The 25045-nt window shown below is 64.4% G+C and carries 21 protein-coding genes, 1 tRNA gene and 2 pseudogenes; 12 read left to right on the top strand and 12 right to left on the bottom strand.

Going from position 1 to position 25045, the window contains the following annotated elements:
* Positions 1-9: 9 nt before the first annotated feature.
* The 6 genes from ABD022_RS01075 to ABD022_RS01050 form a co-directional block, all read right to left on the bottom strand.
* Entirely contained in the window at positions 10-5556 is a 5547-nt protein-coding gene (locus ABD022_RS01075; RefSeq protein WP_209210491.1) for a DEAD/DEAH box helicase, read from the bottom strand.
* Positions 5557-5571: 15 nt separating this feature from the next.
* Positions 5572-6654 carry a hypothetical protein gene (locus ABD022_RS01070; protein ID WP_155834333.1) on the bottom strand — a complete coding sequence of 361 codons (1083 nt, stop codon included), beginning with the start codon at positions 6652-6654 and terminating at the stop codon, positions 5572-5574.
* Positions 6651-9539: a hypothetical protein gene (locus ABD022_RS01065; RefSeq protein WP_343819610.1), complete on the bottom strand. Its 2889-nt coding sequence runs from the start codon at positions 9537-9539 to the stop codon at positions 6651-6653. Before ABD022_RS01065 ends, ABD022_RS01070 begins: the two co-directional genes overlap by 4 nt.
* A gap of 164 nt (positions 9540-9703) precedes the next feature.
* Positions 9704-11755, bottom strand: a complete 2052-nt coding sequence (locus ABD022_RS01060; protein WP_343819609.1) for a Druantia anti-phage system protein DruA — start codon at positions 11753-11755, stop codon at positions 9704-9706.
* Entirely contained in the window at positions 11752-13362 is a 1611-nt protein-coding gene (locus ABD022_RS01055) for an ATP-binding protein (protein WP_052365186.1), read from the bottom strand. The genes ABD022_RS01060 and ABD022_RS01055 overlap by 4 nt, the downstream gene beginning before the upstream one ends.
* A 15-nt stretch (positions 13363-13377) precedes the next feature.
* The gene (locus ABD022_RS01050) at positions 13378-13575 is read right to left on the bottom strand and encodes a helix-turn-helix domain-containing protein (RefSeq protein WP_027350527.1); all 198 of its coding nucleotides are present in this window, start codon (positions 13573-13575) and stop codon (positions 13378-13380) included.
* A 370-nt stretch (positions 13576-13945) separates the two neighbouring features.
* On the opposite strand from ABD022_RS01050, the gene ABD022_RS01045 reads away from it, so the two are divergent.
* The 3 genes and pseudogenes from ABD022_RS01045 to ABD022_RS01035 all read left to right on the top strand — a co-directional run.
* The gene (locus tag ABD022_RS01045) at positions 13946-14233 is read left to right on the top strand and encodes an integrative conjugative element protein, RAQPRD family (RefSeq protein WP_486303425.1); all 288 of its coding nucleotides are present in this window, start codon (positions 13946-13948) and stop codon (positions 14231-14233) included.
* Positions 14230-14463, top strand: coding sequence for a TIGR03758 family integrating conjugative element protein (locus ABD022_RS01040; RefSeq protein ID WP_009463356.1), 234 nt, complete (start codon positions 14230-14232; stop codon positions 14461-14463). The genes ABD022_RS01045 and ABD022_RS01040 overlap by 4 nt, the downstream gene beginning before the upstream one ends.
* An 83-nt stretch (positions 14464-14546) precedes the next feature.
* A pseudogene (locus ABD022_RS01035) lies at positions 14547-14717 on the top strand (TIGR03745 family integrating conjugative element membrane protein); the annotation flags it as partial.
* Here ABD022_RS01035 and ABD022_RS01030 read toward each other — a convergent pair.
* Both ABD022_RS01030 and ABD022_RS01025 read right to left on the bottom strand, forming a co-directional pair.
* Positions 14713-15153: pseudogene (locus tag ABD022_RS01030) on the bottom strand (integrase arm-type DNA-binding domain-containing protein); the annotation flags it as partial. The pseudogenes ABD022_RS01035 and ABD022_RS01030 overlap by 5 nt on opposite strands.
* A gap of 239 nt (positions 15154-15392) precedes the next feature.
* Positions 15393-15466 (bottom strand) — tRNA-Gly (locus ABD022_RS01025).
* 115 nt (positions 15467-15581) lie between these two features.
* Between ABD022_RS01025 and trmB the strand changes: the two genes are divergently transcribed.
* From trmB to thiS, 3 genes are read left to right on the top strand one after another with little or no spacing between them, the layout of a single operon-like run.
* On the top strand, positions 15582-16304 hold the full coding sequence (trmB, locus tag ABD022_RS01020) for a tRNA (guanosine(46)-N7)-methyltransferase TrmB (protein ID WP_325126037.1): 723 nt from the start codon (positions 15582-15584) through the stop codon (positions 16302-16304).
* Entirely contained in the window at positions 16301-17242 is a 942-nt protein-coding gene (gene pip / locus ABD022_RS01015; RefSeq protein ID WP_343819736.1) for a prolyl aminopeptidase, read from the top strand. Before trmB ends, pip begins: the two co-directional genes overlap by 4 nt.
* A 19-nt stretch (positions 17243-17261) precedes the next feature.
* On the top strand, positions 17262-17462 hold the full coding sequence (gene thiS / locus ABD022_RS01010) for a sulfur carrier protein ThiS (RefSeq protein WP_325126059.1): 201 nt from the start codon (positions 17262-17264) through the stop codon (positions 17460-17462).
* Positions 17463-17553: 91 nt separating this feature from the next.
* Here the strand turns inward: thiS and ffh are convergent, their stop codons facing one another.
* A complete protein-coding gene (gene ffh / locus ABD022_RS01005; RefSeq protein WP_325126038.1) occupies positions 17554-18969 on the bottom strand; it encodes a signal recognition particle protein in 1416 nt (471 codons plus the stop codon).
* 95 nt (positions 18970-19064) lie between these two features.
* On the opposite strand from ffh, the gene ABD022_RS01000 reads away from it, so the two are divergent.
* From ABD022_RS01000 to ABD022_RS00975, 6 genes are all read left to right on the top strand, one after another.
* A complete protein-coding gene (locus tag ABD022_RS01000) occupies positions 19065-19919 on the top strand; it encodes a cytochrome C assembly family protein (protein ID WP_325126040.1) in 855 nt (284 codons plus the stop codon).
* Positions 19912-20160 (top strand): PP0621 family protein, encoded by a 249-nt coding sequence (locus ABD022_RS00995; protein WP_325126042.1) that lies wholly within the window; start codon positions 19912-19914, stop codon positions 20158-20160. The genes ABD022_RS01000 and ABD022_RS00995 overlap by 8 nt, the downstream gene beginning before the upstream one ends.
* Positions 20161-20781 carry a 1,6-anhydro-N-acetylmuramyl-L-alanine amidase AmpD gene (ampD, locus tag ABD022_RS00990; RefSeq protein ID WP_343819604.1) on the top strand — a complete coding sequence of 207 codons (621 nt, stop codon included), beginning with the start codon at positions 20161-20163 and terminating at the stop codon, positions 20779-20781.
* A complete protein-coding gene (locus ABD022_RS00985) occupies positions 20741-21160 on the top strand; it encodes a VOC family protein (protein WP_325126046.1) in 420 nt (139 codons plus the stop codon). Before ampD ends, ABD022_RS00985 begins: the two co-directional genes overlap by 41 nt.
* A 114-nt stretch (positions 21161-21274) precedes the next feature.
* A complete protein-coding gene (locus ABD022_RS00980) occupies positions 21275-22105 on the top strand; it encodes an isocitrate lyase/PEP mutase family protein (RefSeq protein WP_343819602.1) in 831 nt (276 codons plus the stop codon).
* A gap of 67 nt (positions 22106-22172) precedes the next feature.
* Entirely contained in the window at positions 22173-22385 is a 213-nt protein-coding gene (locus ABD022_RS00975) for a hypothetical protein (protein WP_343819600.1), read from the top strand.
* On the opposite strand, the gene ABD022_RS00970 is transcribed toward ABD022_RS00975, so the two are convergent.
* Genes ABD022_RS00970 through ABD022_RS00960 form a run of 3 tightly spaced genes read right to left on the bottom strand, consistent with a single transcriptional unit; the run spans position 22354 to position 24969 of the window.
* A complete protein-coding gene (locus ABD022_RS00970; protein ID WP_325126049.1) occupies positions 22354-22983 on the bottom strand; it encodes a Fic/DOC family protein in 630 nt (209 codons plus the stop codon). The genes ABD022_RS00975 and ABD022_RS00970 overlap by 32 nt on opposite strands.
* Before the next feature lie 41 nt (positions 22984-23024).
* Positions 23025-23864 carry an S-formylglutathione hydrolase gene (gene fghA, locus ABD022_RS00965; protein ID WP_343819596.1) on the bottom strand — a complete coding sequence of 280 codons (840 nt, stop codon included), beginning with the start codon at positions 23862-23864 and terminating at the stop codon, positions 23025-23027.
* Positions 23851-24969 (bottom strand): S-(hydroxymethyl)glutathione dehydrogenase/class III alcohol dehydrogenase, encoded by a 1119-nt coding sequence (locus tag ABD022_RS00960; RefSeq protein WP_343819594.1) that lies wholly within the window; start codon positions 24967-24969, stop codon positions 23851-23853. The genes fghA and ABD022_RS00960 overlap by 14 nt, the downstream gene beginning before the upstream one ends.
* Positions 24970-25045: the final 76 nt, after the last annotated feature.

The following is a 25045-nucleotide window of genomic DNA, read 5'->3' as shown; positions in this document are numbered from 1 at the left end:
CGGGACTCCTCAGCCGAGCTTTTCGATGAGCTTTTTCGTCGCGAACGGCAGGTTGCGCCGCACGACTAATTCATCCTCGAGGTGGACGGTCAGCGAAGTCGCGTACTCCATAATGTCCTTGAGGTCAGTGTCCGTCGGTTCGTTCGGCGTCAGCGGACCATGCAACCCAATGGCGAATTGCGCGCCGCTCGCGTTCGTCACGAAGATAGGCGCAATGACGTCGCCGAGGCCCGCGACCGAGATCTTCTTGTAGCGCTCGAGTGTGAGCCCTTCGATGTCCTGACGATCAAGGTCCTCGAACAGGAGGTTGGTCGAGTGCGTAACGCGATTCGGGCTCAGCGTCGGGGCCGAGTTATTGAGGATAAACCGCAACAAACTCGCCCCGAGATGGCGGTCGAGGAGATCGTGCTCGAACTTGTTCCTATAGCTGCGAAGGCAGCGGTAGCAAGAACGGTCACAGTTGTCCGGGCACACCTCAAGAAGCTTAAGCGCGTCCTCGAAGATCGGGAGCCCGATATCCCCAACGCGCTTCGCGAAACCGGCGCCGCCGGGCAGTGTGTCGTAGATGTAGATCTCCGACTCAAGCCCCGCGCGGCCCTCTGGCGTGAGCGCTGGGCGGTACTCGGCCTGAAGTTCATTCGCCTCCAACTCAAGCCGCGCGCACGCTGCCTTGGTCACCGCCTCGCAGATCGTGCGTAGCGCGACGTCGGTCGCGAGCACGCCGGGCACGAGCGTGATAGGCGCGTCGACGCGGATCGCGACGAGCAAGACGTCGGTGATGAAGTCTGTACCGAGGACCAAGCCCTTCGTCGCGCCTCCTCCGGGGCACATCGGCTCCTTGATGTCCGGATACGGCTTGCGGTGCGCCGCCGCGACGGTGCTCTTCGGATTCGCAGTCGGCTCGATAAGCCCGCACTTGGTGCAGTACGTGTAGCCCTCCTCCCGCGGACCTCGGTTCGTTACGAGCAGGTGCTGTCGCATGTGGTGGACCCGGAGGCGCTCGTTCAATTGCTTCCACTTCGAGGCGTCCGCGGGGGTCGGCGCCGTCAACTTCGCGCGGGTTGCATAGCTCTTTGCGGGCATGTCGTCGGGCGAGGTGCCCTCCGGCTTACCCACAGGGTGCGCGAAGCCAGGCGGGCGGAGCCACTGTGTGGCAGGGCCAAAGGTACCCACGCCACCGCACGCCTCGCAGTCCTTGGTCTCGCCACGCGAGCCATCCTCGAAGGTCGTGGTTTTCGCGTAGTGGCACACGCTGCACTCGTAGTAGAGCCGCCGTCCCAGCCAGGCGCGGTATCGATCATCGCGCATCGGCGAGTAGATCGCCTCGGAGGTCCAGAGCTTGTTGCCGATCCAGACCTCCTTGCCGGGCGCGTACTGCGAGAGTGCGATGGTGAGGCCCTGTGAAGGGGTGAACTGAAAGGCGGGCCGATACATCGTTGAGTTGACGGGGTCGAACACGTGGAAGGTAGCGACGTCGGTCGGGAACGCGTAGCGAGGGAGAACACCCCGGTAAAGAAGCCGGTCAAGCAGGTTTTCGGAGGCTGGGTCACGCCCCGGCTTCTCCTCGCCCGCCTCATCAGGCGCCTCGAGCACGGTGTCTGCGCTCACAGCCGTAGACGCGTCCCCTGCGGCTGCCGGCGCAGAGGCTGCCGCGCTTGCCGGAGGCTCGAACTCGATCGCAGCGTCAATCGGCTGCATCGTCTTTGGCACAAGTTCGTCGAGGAGGCGCTTCCGTTCTGCAGCCGATAACTGCTGCGGGAGCCAAGCATCGACCTCAGCGCGCAGGCTCTCCTGGTTTGCCTCGAGCCACTTCTTCAGGTCCCAACGGTTGAGTACCTTCGCAGACTTCTTAAATTCGGCCACGGTGCCCAGCACCGCGAAGAGGTGCGGTTGCTCCTCCGGCTTGATAGTCGGGAGTTTGTCCTGATGGTAGCGTTGCAGCAGGTAGGCGGTAACGTGCCGTCGGATGATCTCGCTGTTGTCGAGCGTGAGGAGCGGATCGTCGACGTCGCCACGAATCATCTGGTCGGGGTTCGAGAAGTAGTGCTCGTCATGGCTGTCTGCGCTGCCAAAGGCGGTGACGGTCGCGACGGCGTTCCCTCGGCGACCTGCGCGACCTGCGCGCTGCTGGTAGTTCGCACGCGCGGGCGGCATGTTCCGCAGTGAGACGCCGGAGAGCGATCCGATGTCAATACCGACCTCCATCGTCGTCGTGCAGGACAGCACGTCGATGGCGGGCCGGTCGTGCCCCGTCCCGTCGTCGCCGAGATCCACATCTTGGAAGAGCAGTTCGTGCTCTTCCGCCTTCGAGAAGACTTCGTCCGCCTGCGCGGCGTTGAGCTGCGCGGTGTGCTCCGCGGCGATGAGCGCCATCGGCGGCGACGGCGGAACCCTCAGGGCATCGATGGTGCTCGCGCGGTAGTAGCCCTTACGCGCGACGAAGACCTTGTCGGTGTTCGGATCGATCACCATCGCGGTGGGCTGGCCGCAATTCACGCAGGTCGTGCGTCCGGGGAACGGGCGCTGCGCCGTCTTGCACGACTGACAGTACGCCCATGGACCGCCGACGTAGAGCGAGAGTTCGCTGCCCTTCAGGTAAAACTTGTTCGGCGCGACCAGTTCTCCGAAGCGCTGAAGCAGCTTGGGTAGCCACTCCTTATTGAAGAACGTTCGCGCGGGCTTGTCCGCGATGAACCGATCCATCTCGTCGAACTTGCCCGAGCGCGCCTGGTACTGTCGGCTCGAGTTGCGCCACGCGGGCGGCATCTGGCTCATCCACAGGCCGGCGCGGCCCCAGCACCGTATCCATGAGCGCGCGGTTGCCAGCTTCTGCTCTGGCGTGGTCGCGAAGCCAGGGATGTCCGGCAGCGCCTCTACCCATGTCGTGTGGTCGCCGCGCTCCCGGAGCGACGCGATCGCGAGCGCCTCGAGACCGTAGTATCGGTCGCCCAGCGAGTTCACTATCGCGCGCAGCAACGACTCCGGCGGTCGCGATGCGCGCAACTTGCCCCAGAGCGGCATCAGCGCCGCAGGGTTCGTCAGCGCCCCGCTCTTGATGGCGGCGTCCACGTCGAGTTCGTCCTGGAAGCTCTCGCCCGCCTTTAGCTCTGGCCGGAGCCTTACGCCCAACTCCTTCGCTGCGATGAGCACGCCGAAGTACAGGTCGTCGAGCGAGAGATACGGAGCAATCGCGGCCGTACTCGACAGCCGCTGGTAGCCCGCGACGATGAGGGGACGGATCGCGTCCTGCGTCGAGTAGGTCTGCAGGTTCGGCGCGAGGCGCGCCGCCGTCTGTCGCGAGTCGGAGAAGATGAGGACCTTGCGCCCACGCAGCGGCGCGAGGCGGGTCGCGGGCACCGGGCTCGGGGGCTGCACCTGGATTTGCTTCGCGATGAGCGCCTGGAACGGCTGGTCGCCCTTCGTCTGGTGATCCTGGACGGACGTGCGCCCAAACGCCGCGCGCCCTCCGCATACGGCGCACGGCCGGAACTCGCCCGGGTTCGCGTCCTGCGGCTCATCGTCCGTCACGGGCTGGGCCCGCCCCGCCCGGATGTAGACTGTTCTATTCCGTGTTCCGAGCTTCTGCGGGTTCAGCCGGCCAGTGATCAGATCGTACTCAGCGGGCTCCGCCAAGTCATTGAAGACAGGCTTCTCGAGGAGGAGGTCGAGCGGAGCGATCTCGTCGACAAACCCGGCGAGCGTCCGGAATGCGCCGCCTGGCTCCGCCCACAGGAAATCCGGGTTGTTGACGTCGTTGGTGTACGCGCGCGCGTGAGCCGTGCCGCAGTTCCTACACGTGAAGAGTTCCAACACGCGCGCGCCGCACTCGCACGTGTCGCGCGGCTGGCTGTAGAGCTTGCCCGCGGGGCCGCCACGCTGGGCGGCGGGGATGCTCGTGCAGTTCGGGTCCATGCAGACCCACAGGCCCGCGAGTCCACGGTAGAAGGAGTGGACTCGACACGGCAGTAGACCAGGCTCCGTCGGCTCCCTCCGCGCCACGCTGCCGAGCGCGATAAGATTCGTGACTGCCCGCGCAGCGACTTCGGCAGGGACGTCCGCCTCGAACAGCTTGGCGCCCAACTCGTCGACGGGCTGGGCCTCCTTCATCGTCGAGTTGACGAGGCTCGACATCGGGCCAAATGACTCAAGCGCCTTGTAGAGCGAGGGCTGCAGTTCCCACGGCGCCGTGACCTTCCGGTACTTGAGGAAGCCCTCAATCACCTTGAGACGGTCTGCCTCGCTGGCCGCCTCGTAGAAGTCGTTGAGATCGAATGCGTTCAGCGCGGCTGCGTCGGCGGCCGTCCCCTTCGCCGCACCGGGGCGTTCTAGGAGGTCCCCCTGGACCTCCCGAAATTCGATAGGGTCCTTGCCCGAGAGTTGCGCGCCGAACTCGACGGCGTAGTCCGCGTCCTTGAAGCTGGCACTCGTGCAGATGACCTGCAGGCGTTCCGGGGGTATGCCGAGGCGCGTCCGCAGGCGTCGGATAAGCAGCGCCACCTCGGCGCCCTGCGCGCCGCGATACAGGTGAGCCTCGTCGATGACGAGGAGGAAGCGCTCTTCGGGATTCTTCTGCAACCACTCGCGCGTGCGGTCGAAGATGGGCCGCTCAAGCGGGCGCATCAGCATGTACTCGAGCATCGAGTAGTTCGTGACGAGGACGTCGGGTGGTGCCGCGTGGACCTCGTGACGGGTGACGAGTTCGGGGTCCTCCGGGAGCGTAACGCAGCGCTTGAAGTCGCCATTCTTATCGAGCCAGCGACCAGTGCCATACCATGCCGCGAGGTCGGGCTTCGCTGGCCACTTGCCGCGTTTCTTCAACTCGTCCACGAGGCGGGCGGCCGCTGCTTGCTCCGGAGACGGAGGGCCCGAAGCGACCTCAAGAGCCTTCACGTAGTACTTCCCGATCGGCTTCAGGCGGTCTTGGTCTTTGTCCTTATCACGAACCCCGGGGTACAGCGTGCGACTGGTGTAGCGCGCGAAGCGGGCGGGGCGCCCGGACCAGCCGACGAAGCGCTGGACGATGCGCGGATCGCCCAGCAGCAGCCGGAGGCGTCCGAGTTGATCGTTGACTAGTGCGTTCATCGGGTAGAGCACCATCGCGCGCACGGCGGTAGTCTCGCCGAACTCATTACCCTTGGCCTTGGCTTCGATGGCGAGTTTGCCGAGGATCGGCAAGAGGAAGCACTCGGTCTTTCCCGAGCCGGTGCCGGTCATCACCACGAGGCTACGCCCTTCGACAAGTGAAAGCTGTGTCGAGAGTGCTTGGTGCTGGTAGGGCGGGTCGTGGATCAACAGCCCGAGATCGCCCTGAGGCGCCGAGACCGACGTAAAGATGTCGAGCGCCGCAGCCGGAAGGTCGAGTTCTGCGAACTTTTTTCCCGGCTTATAGCGTGGCGTGCTCTCCAAGTACGGGCGCTGGTGGATGACACCGATCTGATCAAGGAGCGCACTACGCTGATCGACAAGCGTCGGATGGCTAACATGGTACGTGGCCTCGATGTAATCGCGCAGCGCGCGGTGGAGTTGCTGGGTGGTCTCGCCAATAGTAAGTGCCATGGTCGCCTTCCTTTTCTAATAGGAACTCGTCATCAATTCTTCAAGCCAGAGAGCCTCGCGCATATATCTCCGCTCCTCATCGATCTCTGTCTTGGGTATTCGGTAGGCGAAAAGACATCCTGCGCTCGGGACGGGCTCCCCAATCGCATCCCACCGTCGCCGCGCCCACGCAGGCACTGGCGAGAAGAATTCGAGAACTACAGCGTCTCCACTGGGGGTGGTACGGAAGCGCTGCGGGGCGCCGCGCTGCGCATCGATCGCCATCTGGAGGTGCCACGCCTCGTCGCAGCCGCGCCATCGGCTCCCCTGTAGTGGGAGGTCGATCATCCGCGCGGGGTGGCCGTTCGTTAAATGGACATAGCACCAAAGATCGGCGCCATAAGCTTGCTGTCGCCGCGCGACGAATCGCCCTGTTTGTGCTTTCGGCTCTGTCCAGCGCCCTCGGTAGTACCGGACAGACTTCTCTGGATCGAGGAGCAAGAGTCCCGGGATGTCCCTTGACGGTGGAACAGTATCTAGGCTGTGATTAATCTCGGCCAGGATCTGCGACGCACTGCGTATCTTCGGCCCCTTGAGCCAAGTATCTGACGAGAGTTCGAACAAACCGAGTTGGTGTAGTTCGACGCGTAGGTGTTCGCTCTTCTGCGACGGGCTCAGCCTGCGTACGTGCCCGAGGTATTCGATACGACGTTCAAGTTCCGAGGGCAGTGGCGAGAGTTGGTCTGCGGTGACACCGAGGAGGATCACGAGCCCGCTCTGACGGACGACGAAGCTCGCGGGCGCAGCGTAGAGCAGTACACGCGCTGTCGACGTCCTATCTTCTACCTCAGGCTGCTCGAGGATGTCGCCGTGCGAGACCATCGCCTCGAGAGTCTCCTCGGCGAGTTCTTTCGCCTTCTCGAGGTCGGGCACCAAACCCCGCAGCGGGCGCACAACGGCGCGCACGAGCGTCGTCGCAGAGCACGGACATAGGTAGCTCGCAGCCCGGCGCAGCGCGCCTGCAAGCCCTTCCGGCGTCGTTAGGTCGAGCGCCTCTGGGTCGAGCCCGAGTTCTCGGATCTTCTGCGCGTGTACTTCTTCGATGGTAAGGCGCCTCATGACCACCCCCATCCCGCGTATATCTCATCGGCGCCCGTTGGCACAGTCCTCATCTGATCAATAGCGAGCACCAAAAAGCGTGCAGTGCAAGCAAGCGACGGCGCGCCCAGCAATGCATTGATTCCTTTTTTGAGATGGGAGCCTGCCCAATTCTCAAGGCTGCTAGGGGCGCTTGCCATCCGCAGTGAAAATTCGGAAAGCCAGAGCAAACTCCCTTCTTGTTCGAGACTTAGGCTATTTTCAGCAAAATCTTTAAATGCAGCGCCCCGCTCGGCCAAGGGTGCGTCCGCCAGTCGCGTCAATATATCTCGGGGGAAAATTTGATCAAAAGTAATTGGCCGCCAATCACTATTTTTATGATTCCGCTGCATCGGAATCGCCCGCCTCAGCATTCCTATTCCAATTTTTTCTCGAGAAAAATCCCGTTCACATCTGCTCCAATTGTCTCCTCCGATTAGAGATGAAATGCGCGTCGCAATAGCTCGTAAGATAAGCCGCTGGCGCGCGCGCCCGACAAGTTCGCCAGAGTGCCGTGCCGAATTCCAAAGTCTAGCCAACGCTAAGAGTTGAGCAATTGATTCAACCGTACGACCTCGAGCGTCAATTCGTGGCTCAAACTGTAGATCCGAAAGCGTTTCCACGACAGGTGGAACAACAATGGCCACCTTGAAATCACCGCTCGCTGCAACGTATAGACCGCCAGTGCGCGGTACGTTGTGTTCCACACCACTCGGAAGTTTCTCTCCGACGGCTGGACTCTCGAACGAATAGCGCTCGATAACCGGTGCGTCGCTGTCAGCGTCGTCTCGCAATAGCGCTATGAACCCAGAGGAATTTTTCCGCAAAGACCACCGCAGCGGCGTGAATTCGCGCTCGAAGCGGAACGTGAACACACCGAGTTCTTCGGCGGTGAGTTCGATCTCACAAACGTGTGTGTCGTCGTATGCACCTTGTGCGCTCTTGTCATTCTTGATGTATGCCTCGAAGTGGCGCGCCCATTCCTCGCTTGGAAGCGGTAACGTGACCGGCGGCAGTTGACGCTCAAACAACGGCGCTTCACCCGCTTTCACGAACATTTGCACTCGGATCATTACCTGGCGCCCAGCAGGACCACGCACCCGGACGGCGGCTTTTCCTTCCCAGAGTTGCTCGAGCGAGGGCGCGGCGGGGTCGAGTTCAATTTCGAGTGGGCCGTGCGCGGTCGACCCAGGCGACCAAGGGCGGGCCTCGCGGACCCGCATGACGACGTCGAGGTCGCCGATCACCTCGGAGTCTGCGCTGCTACCGCTGCGCGCCGCGACACTGAATTTGTGGAGCCCTACCGGCAACGGCGGGAGTTCGACAAAGACTGCCTCGCCGGGCGGCGTGTCGGTCAGCGTCAACGAGAGTGACGGGCCATCCCCCATCGCAATGGTCAACTCGTCCATCGCGTGGTCTGACCGGATCGCAAGGGTCGGCGTCTCCGATGCGAGCCACTCGCCATATCCCTCACCGTCCCAAGCGACCGCAGCGAGCCCAGCGGGCCACACCTCGATAGATTTCGCCTGGGTAACCTGAAACTGCTTCAGCGCCTGCTCCCACTCCGACGTGAGCGCAGCGGGCACGTCGAGGAGCATGGCGTGTACGCCTTGGCACGCCAGTTCGACCGGACGCGCGACGGGTGATTTGGCAAAGGGCTCGGTGCTCACGAGCAGGTATTTCGAGTCCGCACGCACGCGCATCCCGCGAGACTCGTAGGCAAGGCCATCACTGGCGACCTTAAAGAGCCATGAAGTGCCCGGGCGGAGCATGCACTCCGCGCGCAGGAGGTACTCGAGTTGCGCGTCGGTGCGCTCGAACTTCAACAGCACATCGTCGGGCTGGGGCCAGCGGCTGAGCGGGACGCGTTGGGGGCCGTGTAGGCAGCGCCCCCTCGCGAGCGGGCGTCCCGCCGCGCCCGCGACGGTGCATCGCGATTCGGTGAGGACCTCTCGCACCTGCGGGAAGCGGAGGAGCAGGTGCGAGAGGTCTGGGATTTCGAGAGAGACCTCCCAGCGTGACCCCTCGATGGGTCGCAGCACGAGGCGCGGCTCGATGCCCAGGCGTGCGACCTCTTCTCGGGCCTCCTCACGCCGCTGGAACGTCGTGTTCGTTGACCTGCCAATGGTCAGTCCTCGGATCCTCGCCCGCTCCTCCGCTGCGTGGCGCGCGCTGCGCAGCCAGTCGCGACCGCGGCGTTCGCTGTCGACGTCATCGCCGATGCGCTTCAGCGTCGTCGGGTGGAGCAGCGTCTTGAAGCCCTCTTTCCCTTGGAGAAGGAGCGCGGCGGCGATCTGGCCGACGAGCGCCGGCGCCTGCACGAGGTTCTGGAAGCGCGCCGACGTATTCCAACTCCGCGCCGCGATGAAGTCCCCGAGGCGCTGCGGCTCATCGAAGAGTTCGCCGGAAAACGAGTGCCGAAGTTCGTAGAGGATGCGCGCGAGTTGCTGCTGCAGGTCGCACGGGAGGATCGCGTGCGTGATGGGCCACGCAATGATCGAGAACTGCTCCGCCCAGGGGCCCGACGGCTTCGCGCCCGCGAACTTCCGCTGAAAGGCGACAAAGGCATCGCGAATCCAATCGCGTCTACCGTTCAACCTCCAGCCCGGCGTCCTATCCTCAAAGGTCTGCCAATACTCGTTCCCCGCGTAGCCGTAGCCGATCTCCGCCGCGTAGACGACCCAAACGAGTTGGTGGTCGCGCGCGGGCGCCGAGACCTGGATGTGAGCGCGCAGCGTGTTCTGCAGCGCCAGCAACTCGGCCTGCGCGAGGCCGTGCTCCAAGGCGAAGACAGGGACATCCTTGCGGTCACGCGCGAGGGCGCCGAAGTGCTCTGCGAGTCGCTGGTTCCACGCCCTCAGATCCATCAGGACACCTGTTCACTTCCCGAGCCGCACAACTGCACGCTGTGCGTCGGTTGTCGTCAGGTGAAGAGACCGAGCGCACCACCCCATCGCGTACGCAGGGGAATGCGTCGCGACTCCCTGCGCGAGCGAGGTGTTCTCTCGGATGTCCCTGAACTTACTCATCATCATCCTTCTGGAAGTTCAGGAGAGAGGTCGGAGTACATGGGCTGCTGGGGGGCGGCTCTCTGGAGAGGAACACGAGCCCCGTGGGTGACCGGACGGACGGTTGTGTGCCGTTCAACCTCATCGAGGACGTCATCGGAGATAATCCGATTTCGTAACCACCGCTCGCGCCACCACGCGCCGATCGCCGCAGTCGCCGCCACGCCCTCGTTGACCGGTACTATGTATTCGGGCCGCTTGGCGGCGCCGATGAGGTAGTCGTCGAGGTTCTTAATAAGGCTTACCGCGTACACGATGCGCGGACGGTGGTGGCGGAGAAGCATCCCCGACGGCAGGTTCAGCAGATCGAGCGCTTGTCTTACCTTGCGCAGTTTGGGGCTCACGCCCTCACCGAAAATGCTGTTCACACGCTGCGCGTCGGACTGCTGCACAAGTTCGACAAGCGCGTGGACCGTCTCCTCGGAGTATTGCGACGTGCCAAACGCCTCCGATCGACCCAACTCAGCGTATCGGATGACGTCCCCCGCATTGCCCCCGAGACGCTCCGCCGGGATCTTGATGCGGTTGTACTGGCTCGACCCCACGCCGTAGAGCGACGTCGTACCGAGGAGCACAAGCTTCGAAGCACGCACGATGGGTCGCCCAGCCATCGAGGACGCGATCTCACTCTCCGCCTGTGCGTATCGTCGACGGTACTGGTGTACGACCTCTGGGCTCGCCGCCATCATGGCAGTAAGCTTGCCGCCGAGGAGCGCGTTGTAGGGCTGCACTGCGCCGCATACCGAGATGTCTGCGACCGCGATGCCAACCCGGTCAGCCTTCGCCTTCTTGAGCACCCTGCGGATCGCGTCGCTGCCGTACCCCGTCTTCGCGAGCGTGGCAAGCTTTTCCGCCGTCGGCTTGCCGTCGAATGCCTCGTCTAGAACCGCGCGCGCGCGGAGGTACGTTGAGAGGGCGAGCGCACGCTTGCTGCGGAACAGGTGTGTCCTAGCCTTCGCGATCCAGTACTCGTTGCCCTGGAAATCTGAGCGCTTCTGCTTGTAGTCACGCGAGCGCGCGAAGCGCTGGTGCTTCTTGCGCGCCTCGGCGCTCTCCTTCAGCAGTCGTTCGATCACTGCCAACGAGGGTGTCTTGAGGTCGCGTGTCGAGAGAATGCCGTCCTCGATCAGGTCCGCCACGTAGATTTCGTCGATGGCGGCGTCGAGCGTGTCGACGAGCCACTTAGCGAGTTCTCGCGTCGGCGCGGTCCGCACGCGATCAAGGAATGTCTCCGGGTGCCACCCGATCCACGAATCGCGCTTGCGGATCTGCATGATCGGGCTGCTCAGCGCGCCGATACCCATCACTGGGTGGTTGGCAGCGGCGCGGTCGCGTACGAGGAAGACCATGGTCCGACCCGGCACGCTCGTGTACTGGTTCGTCCACGTGTGGCGGAAGTAGCGCCACACGTCCATCAGGCGCAGTCCGGTGAACTCGCACGCTGCGTTCTCAGCGGTGACGAACTGGAGGTAGGGATCAACGAGCTTCGACAGCGCGTCGGCCCAGCCGTTGTTGAGGTGCGTCCGCGCCTCCCGAAGGCCCTTCGCGAGATCTCGCCCGTCGCGCATGAGCGAGTAGATCGAGACGTAGCTCCCATCGTGAAGACGCTGGCGCTCCATCGACTCCAGGAACCGCTGCACCGACGGCTGACGGAGTTGTGCGTTGCGCTTGACCAACTCCTGCCGACGAATGCGTGCCTTCTCGGCGAGCGGGTCGGTGACGGAGTCAGGCGGCTTGACCTCGACGCGCTCGCTGCGCACGCGGACCGTCCAGCCCTGCGTCGCGAGGTCGGTTATGACGAGCCCCGCCGCGAGCAGCGTCTGTCGATCACTGCGACGACACGCCGTGACTTCAGCCACGAACGCGCCGCGCGCCTTCTCGATCGCCTCCTCGGTACGCTCCCGCCGGCACACCTTCGCCAGCGCGCGCGCGTGCTCCACGAAGGCGTTCTGCGACGCCTTGCTCGGGAGCGGGGGCTCCAGCGTGGTCCACGTGTTACCGGGCACTTTGGTCATTTGTCGCTCAGGAAGGCAGCCAAGGTGTTACTCCACTCGAGCCGATGCTTTGCGAGCGCCGGGATCTTCCCGCGCGCGGCCGCTTCGCTCCGCGCCGCCGCGAGGAGGAGCAGTTCGAGTTTGGCGCGGAGTTGCGGATCGCGAGAGACCTCGCCCTCAGAGAGCGGTTTGTAGATCTCGCGGTAGAAGGGGTGATCAGGGTTCAATACGAGCACAAGCTTGTCCCCGTCGTGCGCAAGGGTGAAGAACGACGTGTCTTTCACCGAGTGCTCGATGATGCTGTAGCGGTCCGCCTCGTTAGGGCGATCCCGTAGCGTCGGGTGACTCTCCTCCAATTCACGCATCAGCGCCCGCGCTGTCGGATCAACACTGCGCGGAAGGGGGCGTAGGAGGTGGTCCCGCTCATTGGCGATGCGCTCCGCTTCGGAGAAGCGCTCGCGCGCCTTCACGGCTGTGTGAGCCTTGCGTGCGCGCCCATTGAGGGCACGCGCGGTCGCCTCGAGATCCGGCGAGAGTGCCTCGATGAGGTGCGCCTGGGGGCGAGCCTGTTGCTTCGTGTGCGTAATGCCAAAGGCTTCGTCGAGGATCGGATCGAACTGGATCTCGCAGCGCCACCAGTCGTCGTAGTTCTCTCGGTGTTTGCTACCCATGAAGAACCAGCCGTAGTCTACCTCTCGTCCTCCACGGACGATTGAGACGCCAGCACCTTTCGAGAGGCCGATTCGGCGCTTCTCGTCGTTTGAAAGTTTGTGCCACGCGTGGACCGGCAGTTCCGTAAACCGCACACTCACCCAACCAGTTTTCCGCGAATCGAGCGGATCGGCGCGGACTTCGAAGCGCATCTCCTCACCGAAAAGTTGGGCACCAGAAATCTCTGCTTTCGGGTGTAGGTAAAGCGGATCGAAGGCGTCGAGCGTATCGCCGTTGATGGTTATACGCAGTCCCTTCCAGATGAAGTGCCTGAAACGTCGACCGAGTTCAACCTCAAGCTTGCGCACGATGGTAGAGACGCGGCGATTGTCGAGCCTATCGCACTGCGACCAGCAAACGAGGGTCCCCGAGTTTCCTGCGCACCGACTTGGCGGCACCTTCACCACCTTCGGCTCGGGCACCTCGATCATCTCGCAGCGCACGATCTCGTCGACGTCGAGGTATGACGAGTACACGGTCGGGGTATCGTGCCCACGCGCACCCTTCGGCGACTGCCACGTAAAGACCGCGACACGCCGCGCTTGGCTCAGCGACGCATTGGGTAGACCCATGCCGTACCGCCCAAGTCCTCGGCGGTCTCCGAATCGAGTGCTCCCGCCGAACCGGAGTGCCTGACGCAGTGTCGGTGGGTCCATCCCACAGCCATTGTCCAGTACCGAAATCTCTATCACCTTCTCCTCGTCGTCGCTGGTCTTGGCAGCGACAGAGATCGCGATGCGTGTGGCGCCCGCTTGGATAGAGTTGTCAACGAGTTCTGAGATCGCGCTCGCTGTACCTTTGTATCCAGAGTCTCGGGTTGCTTGGATGAACTTATCAAGCGCGATGATCGAGTAATCAGCGCGTCGAACTGAGTGCACAGTCTTCGTCATGACACTACCCGCCGCAGCTTTGATCATGTGCTCCCCCGCAGTTCATTTCGCTTTCCGTCCCTCTTCGTCAGCAGAACCGCCCGACTTCACCCATTCGTCGACCTCGGCCGTTTTGAACTTCCATAGCCGCCCAATGCGATGCGCCGGCATCTCACGCCTGCGAATCCACGCATAGACGGTGTCTTTGCTCACTCCAAGGTGCTCGGCGATCTCTTCGACCGACAACCAACGATCCGACATGGGCTCCCTTCGTGAGGTCAAAGTACGGGCAACCTATTTATGTTGGCATGAATCGGCCGCTTTGCATAGACGATCCAGCATGATTAGACATGATTTTCTCTGATCTGCCCGGATTAAATGGGCATCTACGCGACTGACGGACCGGCGAGCCACCGGAGCCCTCGCCCGGTAGTGCACGGGATTTGCCAGGAGCAGCAAACGAAGAATCTGGTCACGGCCCGGTTCCCATTCTTTGCGGTCACTCGCGCCCTATCGCCGCAGCATTTCGCCATCCCAACCCCGGACTGGCGTGATGACTTCAATTTCCACGACTACCGCCGAGCGATGCCGCGTGTCGGGCCTACTGTTGGTCTGCCTGTTGGCCGGCCCAGTGCCTGTACTTGCAGCCGATACCACTTCCGAGCATGCGCGGCTTGCAGCCCTCGTACGCCAACTCGACTCTCTCGATCGCCTGGCCGAGCGCGGCGCAGTCCTGCCGAGGCTGGAAGGTTCCCGCTACCACTTCGACCATGCCCGCCTGCGCGAGGACCTCCAGCGCGTTCGGGCGGGCATCCAGGACTACCTGACGCCGCCGCGCGCCCAGCCGCGCGATACGGTCGAGTTGTCCGGTGACTACCGCCAGTCCAGCCCGCCCTCCGACCAGGAGGCACCCCAATGAACGCCGCCCAGGTCAGTGCCTTCCAGGCCAATGGCGGCTTCGCCCCAGCCGCCGTTGCCACGGTGGTGCTCGGCCTGGTGTTCGCCGTCCTGCTCCTGTGGGGGGTGTGGGCCATGCGTACCGCCTACACCGGGTGGGCCGAGCAGCGCCTGTCCCAGCGCCAGTTCCTGGGCGTCGTCGTGCGATTCGTCGCGATGTACCTGGTGCTGACCTATTTCCTCCTGTCCTGACCACCACGAAAGGCCCGACCGCCATGAAGACCCATCCGACTCCCCATCGCGTTGCCACCACCATCCTCGCGCCGCTGGCGCTGATGGGCTTGCCATTAGCAGCCCGGGCGCAGGGCCTGCCGACCATCGAGGACCCCTCGCGCGGCCAGGGCAGCGGCATCATGCAGACGCTGCAGAACTACGGCTACGACATCGTGCTGCTGGTCGCGCTGCTGGTAGTCGCCTCGATGTTCGTCGGTGTGTGCTACCACGCCTAATCTCGTAGATGGTCAGGTGCCGCAGCGAGGGGAACACATCTTTCTTGAAGACACGCCCGATCTGTTCCAAGCTGGTCTGCCGTCCTTCCTCCAGCGAGAGCCGGCGATGGGTCAGCCATTGCTCGTAGACGGCCATGAAGGTGTGCTCGCCGGCCAGGACGATCGCGTGCCGCTTGCGCTTGCGTTCGCTATGGGGATTGACGCCCTTGGCGAGCAGCGAGCGGGCTTCATCGCGAAGCGCACGGGCGTCCTTCAGAGAGAGCGCCGGATACGTGCCGAAGGACATGCGGTCGCGCTTGCCGCCCCACGAGAAGCGGAAGTGCCACGCCTTTGCACCGGTGGCTGAAACAAAGAGGGAAAGGCCGTCTGTGTCGGCCAGGGTGTAGGGTTTGCCGGTCGCCTTGGCTTGGCGAACCGTGAGGTCCGAAAGCATGATCCCAACTCCTTGAAAGCGAGTTGAGTGCCATGTTTCCCATCGAGCCCCGGCTCCCCCAGCAACAATGCGGAATCGGGAAGCTCCGCATTGAGATGTACCACTTGATGTACCGGTTTTGACCGGCTGTCAGTGGATCTCGCTGGACGTCACTGGAACGGATTCTCTGGAAAAACCGAACCGTGACAATGACTTACAACACTCCATGGACGTCCTTGGAACACCATGGAAAGTTGAAGTGGAGCGGGTGATGGGAATCGAACCCACGCTTGAGGCTTGGGAAGCCGCCGTTCTACCATTGAACTACACCCGCACCGAGGAAGGTCGATGACGGCAAGGATTCATTGGTAAAATCGAGATTCACCAAGTCCCTTGCAGCCCGACATTTTATCAGCATTTTGAACCTGCCCAAATCCCCACCGCCCATCGTGACGGCCCAGACCCCATCGGGCAGCACGCACATCCGCAGCTTCGTCCATCGCCGCGCCCACATCACGCCCAGCCAGGAACAGGCAATCGCCGAATGGCTGCCGCGCTGGTCGATCCGCTACCAGGACAAACCCATCGACCTGGCAGCCGCCTTCGGCCGGCCTGCACCGGTGATCCTGGAAATCGGCTTCGGCATGGGCGAGACCACCCAGAAAATCGCCCAGGCCCGGCCCGGCGACAATTTCCTGGGAGTCGAGGTCTTCAACGCCGGCGTGGGCGCGTTGCTCAAGCGCATCCATGAAAACGGGCTGGACAACATCCGCATCATCCAGCATGACGCGGTCGAGGTGCTGCGCGACATGATCGCCCCCGGATCGCTGGCCGGCGTGCACATCTATTTCCCCGATCCCTGGCCGAAAAAGCGCCACCACAAGCGCCGCCTGATCCAGCCCCCTTTCATCGAGCTGCTCTGCAGCCGCATGGCGCCGGGCGCCTACCTGCACTGCGCCACCGATTGGGAACACTACGCCCAGCAGATGCTGGAAGTCCTGTCGGCCGAGCCATCGCTGCAGAATACCTGCGAAGGTTTCGCGCCGCGCCCCGACTACCGTCCGCTGACCAAATTCGAGAACCGCGGCCTGCGCCTGGGCCACGGGGTCTGGGACCTGATCTTCACGCGGCGCGCCACCCCGGATGCCGCGCCCGCACCGGAGGCTACCTGATGTACCCCGAGATCGAACCCTACGCACAAGGCTTCATGGACGCCGGCCACGGCCATCGCGTCTACTGGGAATTGTGCGGCAACCCCCAGGGGCGGCCGGTGGTGTTCCTGCACGGCGGCCCCGGCGCAGGCTGCTCGCCCGCCCATCGCCGCCTGTTCGACCCCGAGCGCTACAACATCCTGCTGTTCGACCAGCGCGGCTGCGGCCGTTCCACACCATCGGCCGACATCGAGCACAACACGACCTGGGACCTGGTCGCCGACATCGAACGCCTGCGCACCGAAGTCCTGCATGCCGACCAGATGGTGGTGTTCGGCGGCTCCTGGGGTTCGACGCTGGCGCTGGCCTACGCCGAAACCCATCCCGACCGCGTGCACGCCCTGATCGTGCGCGGCATCTTCCTGCTGCGCCAGGCGGAACTGCACTGGTTCTACCAGGAAGGCGCGTCCTGGCTGTTTCCCGACCTGTGGGAAGGCTACCTGGCCCCGATTCCCGAATCCGAGCGCGACGACCTGATGGCCGCCTACCGCCGCCGCCTGACCGGAGACGATCCCCACGCGCAGCTGCAGGCGGCACACGCCTGGACCCAATGGGAAAGCCACACCATCAGCCTGCTGCCCAATCCGGCGCACCACCAGGCGCATGCCGCCGACCAGGCGGCGCTGGCCTTCGCCCGCATCGAGAACCACTACTTCGTGAACCGGGGCTTCATGGAAGAAGGCCAGCTGCTGCGCGACGCGCACCGGCTGGCCAACATCCCCGGCGTGATCGTGCAGGGCCGGTACGACGCCTGCACGCCGATGAAATCGGCCTGGGACCTGCACCGCGCCTGGCCCCGGGCGGAATTCCACATCGTCCCGGACGCCGGCCATGCATTCGACGAACCCGGCATCCTGACGCAGCTGCTGGCCGCCACCGACCGCTACGCCGGCGATTGAGGAGACCGACGCCATGAGCCTGAACATCCTGCTGAACGGCACAGAGACCGCCCTGGACGACGTGCGCACCGTGCACGACCTGGTGATCCGGCTGGGCTACGAGGGCAAGCGCATCGCCGTGGAACGCAACGGCGACATCGTGCCCCGCAGCCAGCATGCCCAGGCCCCGCTGGCCGAAGGCGACCGCATCGAAATCGTGGTCGCGGTGGGCGGGGGCTAGGCGCACCACGCAAGGCCACCCGAAGTCATTGCCTACCTGACCCGACAACTGCGCAGCGAGCTGGCCGCGCAAGCGGCCCGGAAAACCCGGATCAGCGGAATCCGCCCCGGCCGAATCCACCCAGGCCCTTCAGGCCGCCCATGGCGCGCATCATCTTGGCCATGCCGCCTTTTTTCATCTGCTTCATCATGCCCTGCATCTGCTCGAACTGCTTGAGCAGGCGGTTGACTTCCTGCACCGGGACGCCCGAACCCGCGGCGATGCGGCGCTTGCGCGAGGCCTTGATCAGCTCGGGCTTGGCGCGTTCCAGCGGCGTCATGGAATTCAGGATGCCTTCGGTGCGGGCAAGCTGCTTTTCCGCCTGACCGCCCTGCACCTGCGCGGCCGCCTGCGCGAACTGCGCCGGCAGCTTTTCCAGCAGCGAGCCCATGTCGCCGAGCTTCTTCACCTGCTGCAGCTGGTCGCGAAAATCGTTCAGGTCGAAGCGGTCGCCCGATTTCATGCGCGCGGCGAGCTTCTGCGCCTCGGCGATGTCGATGTTCTTCTGGGCCTGCTCGACTAGCGACACGATATCGCCCATGCCCAGGATGCGCTGGGCCATGCGTTCCGGATGGAAAGGCTCCAGCCCGTCGAGCTTTTCGGACACGCCGACGAACTTCAGCGGCCTGCCGGTGATCTGGCGCACCGACAGCGCCGCGCCGCCGCGCGCATCGCCGTCGAGCTTGGTCATGACCACGCCGGTCAGCGGCAGCGCCTCGGAGAAGGCGCGTGCCACGTTGACCGCGTCCTGGCCCTGCATGGCGTCCACTACGAACAGCGTCTCGATCGGCGCAAGCAGACCGTGCAGGGCACGGATCTCGTCCATCATCGCCTGGTCGATGCCCAGGCGCCCCGCCGTATCCACGATCAGCACGTCGTAGTGGTGGCGCCGTGCGTGGTCCAGGGCGTCGCGGGCGATGTCCTGCGGCTTCTGCGTGGGCTCGGTCGGCAGGAAATCGACCCCCACCTGCGCCGCCACGGTCTTCAACTGGTCGATGGCCGCCGGACGATACACGTCGGCGCTGACCACCAGGACCTTTTTGCGGCCGGTCTTGCGGCCATGCTGGACGTGGTTGCCTTCGGACAGCCACTTGGCCAGCTTGCCGGTGGTGGTGGTCTTGCCCGCGCCCTGCAGGCCGGCCATCAGGATCACGGCCGGCGGCTGGGTGGCCAGGGACAGCTCGCCCGCCTCGTCGCCCAGGTCGCCGCCCATCAGGGCGGTCAGTTCCTTGTGCACCACCCCGACCAGCGCCTGGCCCGGGTTCAGGCTGCCGACGACTTCCTGGCCCAGGGCGGATTCCTTCACCCGCGCCACGAAATCGCGCACCACCGGCAGCGCCACATCGGCCTCCAGCAACGCCAGGCGCACTTCGCGCAGCATTTCCTGGGTGTTGGCTTCGGTCAGGCGGGCCTCGCCGCGCATGGTCTTGACCACGCGCGACAGGCGGGATGTCAGGTTATCGAGCATGATGCCGTATCCGTAAAACTGGTTGATCCGTCGGCCTGCGCATAAAATGGATGCTTTTGGGGGCGCGGCCCTGCGCGCCGGACACCGATAGGACTATGTCAGTCAGCATTGTATTTCACTTGCTCGCCGCGCTGGCCTACGCCGTACTGGGCATCGCCCTGTGGCGCCCCATCGCGCGGGCAAGCGATGATGTCCGCCCCACCGGCACCATTGGCCGCACCTGCCTGCTGGGCGCCATCGCCCTGCACGGCATCGGCCTGGCCGCCGCCGTCATCGTGCCCAGCGGCCTGCACCTGAGCTGGGCGCTGGCCCTGTCCACCGCCATGTGGCTGGGCATGATCGTATTCTGGGTGGAAAACTTCCTGCTGCGCCTGGACAGCGTGCTGCTCCTGCTGCTGCCTGCCGCCGCCGTCGTCAGCCTGCTGGCCGCCGTGTTCCCCCACGGCTACCTGGTGCCCCACGCCAGCAACGACTGGCTGCGCGTGCACCTGCTGATCGCCATGACCGCCTACGGCCTGATCACCGTGGCCGCCCTGCACGCCATGCTGATGACCGTGCTGGACCGCCACCTGCACCGGCCCATCGAATCCGCCGGCCAGCAGGGCGCGATCAGCCGCGCCATGGGCGCCATGCCGCCGCTGCTCACGCTCGAACAGCTGCTGTTCCGCCTGATCTGGATCGGCTTCGGCGTGCTCACGCTGACCGTCCTGACCGGCATCGTCGTGTCCCTGCGCCTGGGCGGCCACGCCCTGCCCATGGACCACAAGACCGTCTTCACCCTGCTGTCCTGGGCCACATTCGGCGTCCTGCTGGCAGGGCGCCACATCCAGGGCTGGCGCGGCCGCATCGCCCTGCGCTGGACGCTGGCCGGCTTCGCCTTCCTGCTGCTGTCCTACACGGGCAGCCGGTTCGTCCTGGAAGTCATCCTGCAACGAGGCACACTTGGGTAAATTCCTGCTCTGGACGATCATCATCCTGGCCGTCCTGTTCGTTTCCCGCATCCTGAGCCACCAGAAGGCCCAGGCACGCCAGGCCGCCGCACGCCGGCAGGCCGACGACGCCAAGGCCGCATCCGAAACCATGGTGCGCTGCGCCCACTGCCGCATCTACCTGCCCCGGTCCGAGGCCTACCAGAGCCAGGGCAAGACCTGGTGCAGCCCCGAGCACGCCCGGCTGGGCCTGGGAAAATAAATGCGGGCGGCCGAGCCCGAGCCAGGCCAGCTCTTGTCCATCGGGACGGACGGCTGGCTGGCCGGTGCCCCCGGCATCCTGCGCCGCCCTTCTCCCAATCACGACGCGCGGCCCGGCGACGAAGATCCCTACCTGCTGGTGATCCACAACATCAGCCTGCCACCCGGCGTCTTCACAGGCGACGCCATCATCGATTTCTTCCAGAACCGCCTGGACATCGCATCCCACCCCTGGTTCGAGAACATCCGCGACATGCGGGTCTCTGCCCATTTCCTGATCCGCCGCGACGGCACTATCGTGCAATTCGTGCCCACGGTGCTGCGCGCCTGGCATGCGGGCGTCTCGGTGTTTGAAGGCCGTGAGCGCTGCAACGATTTTTCCATCGGCATCGAACTGGAAGGCACGGACACGCTGGCCTATACGGACGCGCAATATGCGCGGCTGGCCGTCCTGGCGGCGGCAATCCGCGCCCGGCACCCGATCCGGGCGGTTCGGGGGCACGAGCATATCGCGCCGGGACGGAAGACGGACCCCGGCGCATCGTTTGATTGGAAACGATTCGAACAGGGAGCAGGCGGCCATGAAACCACGCATCACAGTCATCACCCTGGGGGTCGATGACCTGGAACGTTCGCTCCGGTTCTACCGGGACGGCCTGGGATTGGCGACCGAAGGCATCATCGGTAAAGAATTCGAACACGGCGCGGTCGCTTTTTTTGATCTGCAACCGGGATTGAAGCTGGCCGTGTGGCCGCGCGAGAGCCTGGCGAAGGATTCAGGCTTGCCGCCAGGGCCGGCCAGTGCCACGACATTCAGCCTGGGGCATAACGTGGCGTCGCGTGATGAGGTGGATGCGGTGATGGCGCAGGCCGCTGCGGCGGGGGCCGTGATCGTGAAGGCGGCGCAGGAGACGTTCTGGGGCGGATATGCGGGGTATTTCCAGGACCCGGACGGGCACCTGTGGGAAGTGGTTTGGAATCCGGGGTTGGTGGTGGAGTGAGAAGGGTAATGGCTGCTGGAGGGAGGATTGCATTAGGTTTGACTTGATTAAAGGCCTGACACCCTCCCTACACCAAGCCATAATTAAAACTCTTTCGCCCCTACCTCATCGCCAATGCCCACCCTGCCCCAAAAAGCCCACCTCTTCCATTCCCTCCACCACGCCCCCCGCGCCTTCATCATCCCCAACCCCTGGGATATCGGCACGGCGAAACTGCTGGTGGGCATGGGTTTCCAGGCCCTGGCGACCACCAGCGCGGGCTACGCCTACACCCGGGGCCTGTCCGACTACCAGGTCGACCGGGATCAGATGCTGGCGCATGTAAAAGAGCTGGCCGAGGCCACGGACCTGCCCGTCAGCGCGGACATGGAAAGCGGCTATGCCGACACGCTGGAAGGCATTGCGGAGACCTACAGGCTGACGGCGCAGGCGGGGGCGGTGGGCGCCTCCATCGAAGACGCCACGGGCCGGGCGGACGACCCGATCTTCGACCTGTCCGAGGCGGTGGACCGCGTGACGGTTGCGGTCCAGGCAGTGCGGGCGCTGCCCTACCCCTTCACGCTGACGGCGCGTGCGGAAAACCACCTGCATGGGCGTGCCGACCTGAAAGACACGATCCGCCGCCTGCAGGCGTACCAGGAGGCGGGCGCCGACGTGCTCTACGCGCCAGGGCTGCGCACGCAAGAAGAAATCCGGGCCGTGGTGAGTTCGGTGGATCGGCCGGTGAACGTGCTGATGGGTTCGCCCGGCATGAATTTCACCGTGGACGATCTATCCGGCATGGGCGTCAAGCGCATCAGCGTGGGCAGCGCGCTCGGCCGCGCGGCATTCGGCGCTTTCCTGCGCGCCGGCCGCGAGATGGCGGAACGCGGCACGTTCACGTTCGGGGAAGACGCGGTCAGCTACGCGGACATGGCCCGCCTGCTCGGCTCCAGCGATTCATAGCGCGGACAACGTAGGATGGGCACCACAACAGGATGGCTTCGCCCGGGCGCAGGCGGTAAAATGGAATATGACTTCTAAATCAGGCATTTTCATGTCAAATCAGCGCATGCATCAACCTCCAAGCCAGGAAGCCATCTTGCGTGCCGTGGCCAGTTCCACGGCCATCGAAACAGGACAACGCATCGCTGATATCGAAGCAAAACTGCGCAACGGGGATAGCCATCTTCCCCAGGTTTCACTGGCGGTGCTCAGCCGCTCTGCCCAGCCAGCGCAACGCTGACCAACCCACGCATGGATTCATAATCCCTGCTCACACCGTGCTGTATCGCGGTGAAATACGCGGCCTTGTCCGCATCCCACCGGCTGTAGTCCAGCGGCCCATGCCCTGCCTGCACGGCCATCACGTCCGCCAGAAGGCGTGATACACGCCCGTTGCCTTCACGAAACGGGTGGATCAGGATCAGTTCGACGTGGCAGACGGCAATGGCATCGGCCAGCGATTCGCGGTCCAGGTCGTGGCACGGCGTATAGCGGTGCAGGTATTTCTGCTCGAACTCGTCCAGTAGCCGGGGAATCTGCAGGGCGGCGGCAAAATGAAAGCCGTCCTTGCTCATGTTCACCGATCGCGGATGCCCGGCCCAGTCGTACAGATTGCCCAGCCACTGATGGTGCCACCCCATCAGGTCGGCCACGTCCAGCCGCCGATTGGGAAACTGCTCCCGCATCACTCGCTCGTAGAGCCGCAGCAGCAATCGCGTTTCCAGGTCGTCCATCACGTCCGGATCGGTGATGCCTTGCCGGTTTCGCAGCACCTGATCGTTCGATCCGGGCTGGCATTCGGCCTGCGGGCCGGTGGCTTGATAGCGGTTGGCAGTCATGGCCGTGCCCCATGGATGGAAGGATCTGGGGGCAGCACCCCCTATCCCCGCAATGCCCCCGCGTGGAACGCGATGTGTTCCCCGATGAAGCTGGCGATGAAGTAATAGCTGTGATCGTACTCCGCATGCCGGCGCACGGTGGACAGGTACCCCGCTTCCAGGCAGGCCGCTTCCAGCAGTTCGATCCGCAGCTGGGTTTCCAGGAATTCGTCGTCCAGCCCCTGGTCCACCAGCATCGGCAGGTGGTCCGCGGGCGAAGCCGCATGGATCAGCGCCACCGCATCCCATTGCGCCCAGGCCTGGCGGTCTTCTCCCAGGTAGGCGGCAAAGGCCTTCTGCCCCCACGGCACCTGCGAAGGCGCGACGATGGGCGAGAACGCGGATACGCTGCGATAGCGTCCGGGGTTGCGCAGGGCGGTGACCAGCGCGCCGTGGCCGCCCATGGAATGGCCTGCAATGGCGCGTTCGGCCATGGCGGGGAAATGCTGCTCGATCAGGGCGGGCAGTTCCTGGGCGACGTAGTCCTGCATGCGGTAGTGGGCCGCCCAGGGCGCCTGGGTGGCGTTCAGGTAGAAGCCCGCGCCCTGGCCCAGGTCGTAGGCGGGATCGTCGGCCACGCCTTCGCCGCGCGGGCTGGTGTCGGGGGCGACCAGGATCAGGCCGCTGCGCTCGGCGTAGGCCTGGGCGCCGGCCTTGGTGATGAAATTCTGCTCCGTGCAGGTCAGGCCCGACAGCCAGTACAACACGGGGCACGCTTCGCCCCGCAGGGCCGCCGAGGGCAGGTAGATGCCAAAGCGCATGTCGCACCCCAGCACGGCCGAGGCATGCCGCCAGACTTCCTGGCGGCCGCCGAAGCAGGTGTGTTGCTCAATGCGTTCCATAGTGCACCACTGAACGGATGGATTGCCCGGCATGCATCAGGTCGAAGGCCCGGTTGATGTCTTCCAGGCCCATGGTGTGGGTGACGAAGGGCGCCAGGTCGATCTCGCCGCGCATGGCTTCCTGGACCATGCCGGGCAGCTGCGAACGGCCCTTGACGCCGCCGAAGGCAGTGCCGCGCCAGGAGCGGCCGGTGACCAGCTGGAACGGCCGGGTGGAGATTTCCTGGCCGGCACCCGCGACACCGATGATGATGGACTGGCCCCAGCCCCGGTGGGCGCACTCCAGGGCGGCGCGCATGACGTTGACGTTGCCGATGCACTCGAAGCTGTGGTCCACGCCCCAGCCCGTCATGCCGACGATGACTTGCTGGATGGGCTCGGCGTGGTCCTTGGGGTTGACACAGTCGGTGGCGCCGAAGACTTTTGCCAGCGCGAACTTGTCGGGATTGGTGTCCACGGCGATGATGCGCCCCGCCCCCGCCTGGCGCGCGCCCTGCACCACGGCCAGGCCGATGCCGCCCAGGCCGAAGACGGCCACGGTATCGCCGGGCTGGACCTTGGCGGTGTTGCGCACGGCCCCGATGCCGGTGGTCACGCCGCAGCCCAGCAGGCAGACCTGCTCGGGGTTGGCCTGCGGGTCGATCTTTGCCAGCGAGACTTCCGCGACGACGGTGTATTCGCTGAAGGTCGAGCAGCCCATGTAGTGATAAATGGGTTTGCCCTGGTAGGAAAAGCGCGAGGTGCCGTCGGGCATCAGGCCCTTGCCCTGGGTGGCGCGCACGGCCACGCACAGGTTGGTCTTGCCCGACTTGCAGAACAGGCATTCGCCGCATTCGGCGGTATACAGGGGAATGACGTGGTCGCCCGGCGCCACGCTGGTGACGCCTTCGCCGACCTCGACGACGATGCCCGCGCCCTCGTGCCCCAGCACGGCGGGGAACACGCCTTCGGGGTCATCGCCGCTCAGGGTGAAGGCGTCGGTGTGGCAGACGCCGGTATGGGTGATCCGGATCAGGGCCTCGCCCTTGCGGGGCGGTTCGACGTCGATCTCGACGATCTGCAGGGGTTTGCCGGCCTCGAAGGCCACGGCGGCGCGGGATTTCATCGCTCTGTCTCCAATTCGGTCTGGCCCAATGGGGTTCAGGGCCGATTATGGACAGAAGCGGGCTGCAAGACAAACC

The organism is Castellaniella daejeonensis (genome assembly GCF_039523555.1).
In the GTDB taxonomy this organism is placed as follows: Bacteria; Pseudomonadota; Gammaproteobacteria; order Burkholderiales; family Burkholderiaceae_B; genus Castellaniella; species Castellaniella daejeonensis.
The sequence above is the reverse complement of the archived record's forward strand: the minus strand, read 5'-3'. Positions and strand labels throughout refer to the sequence as shown.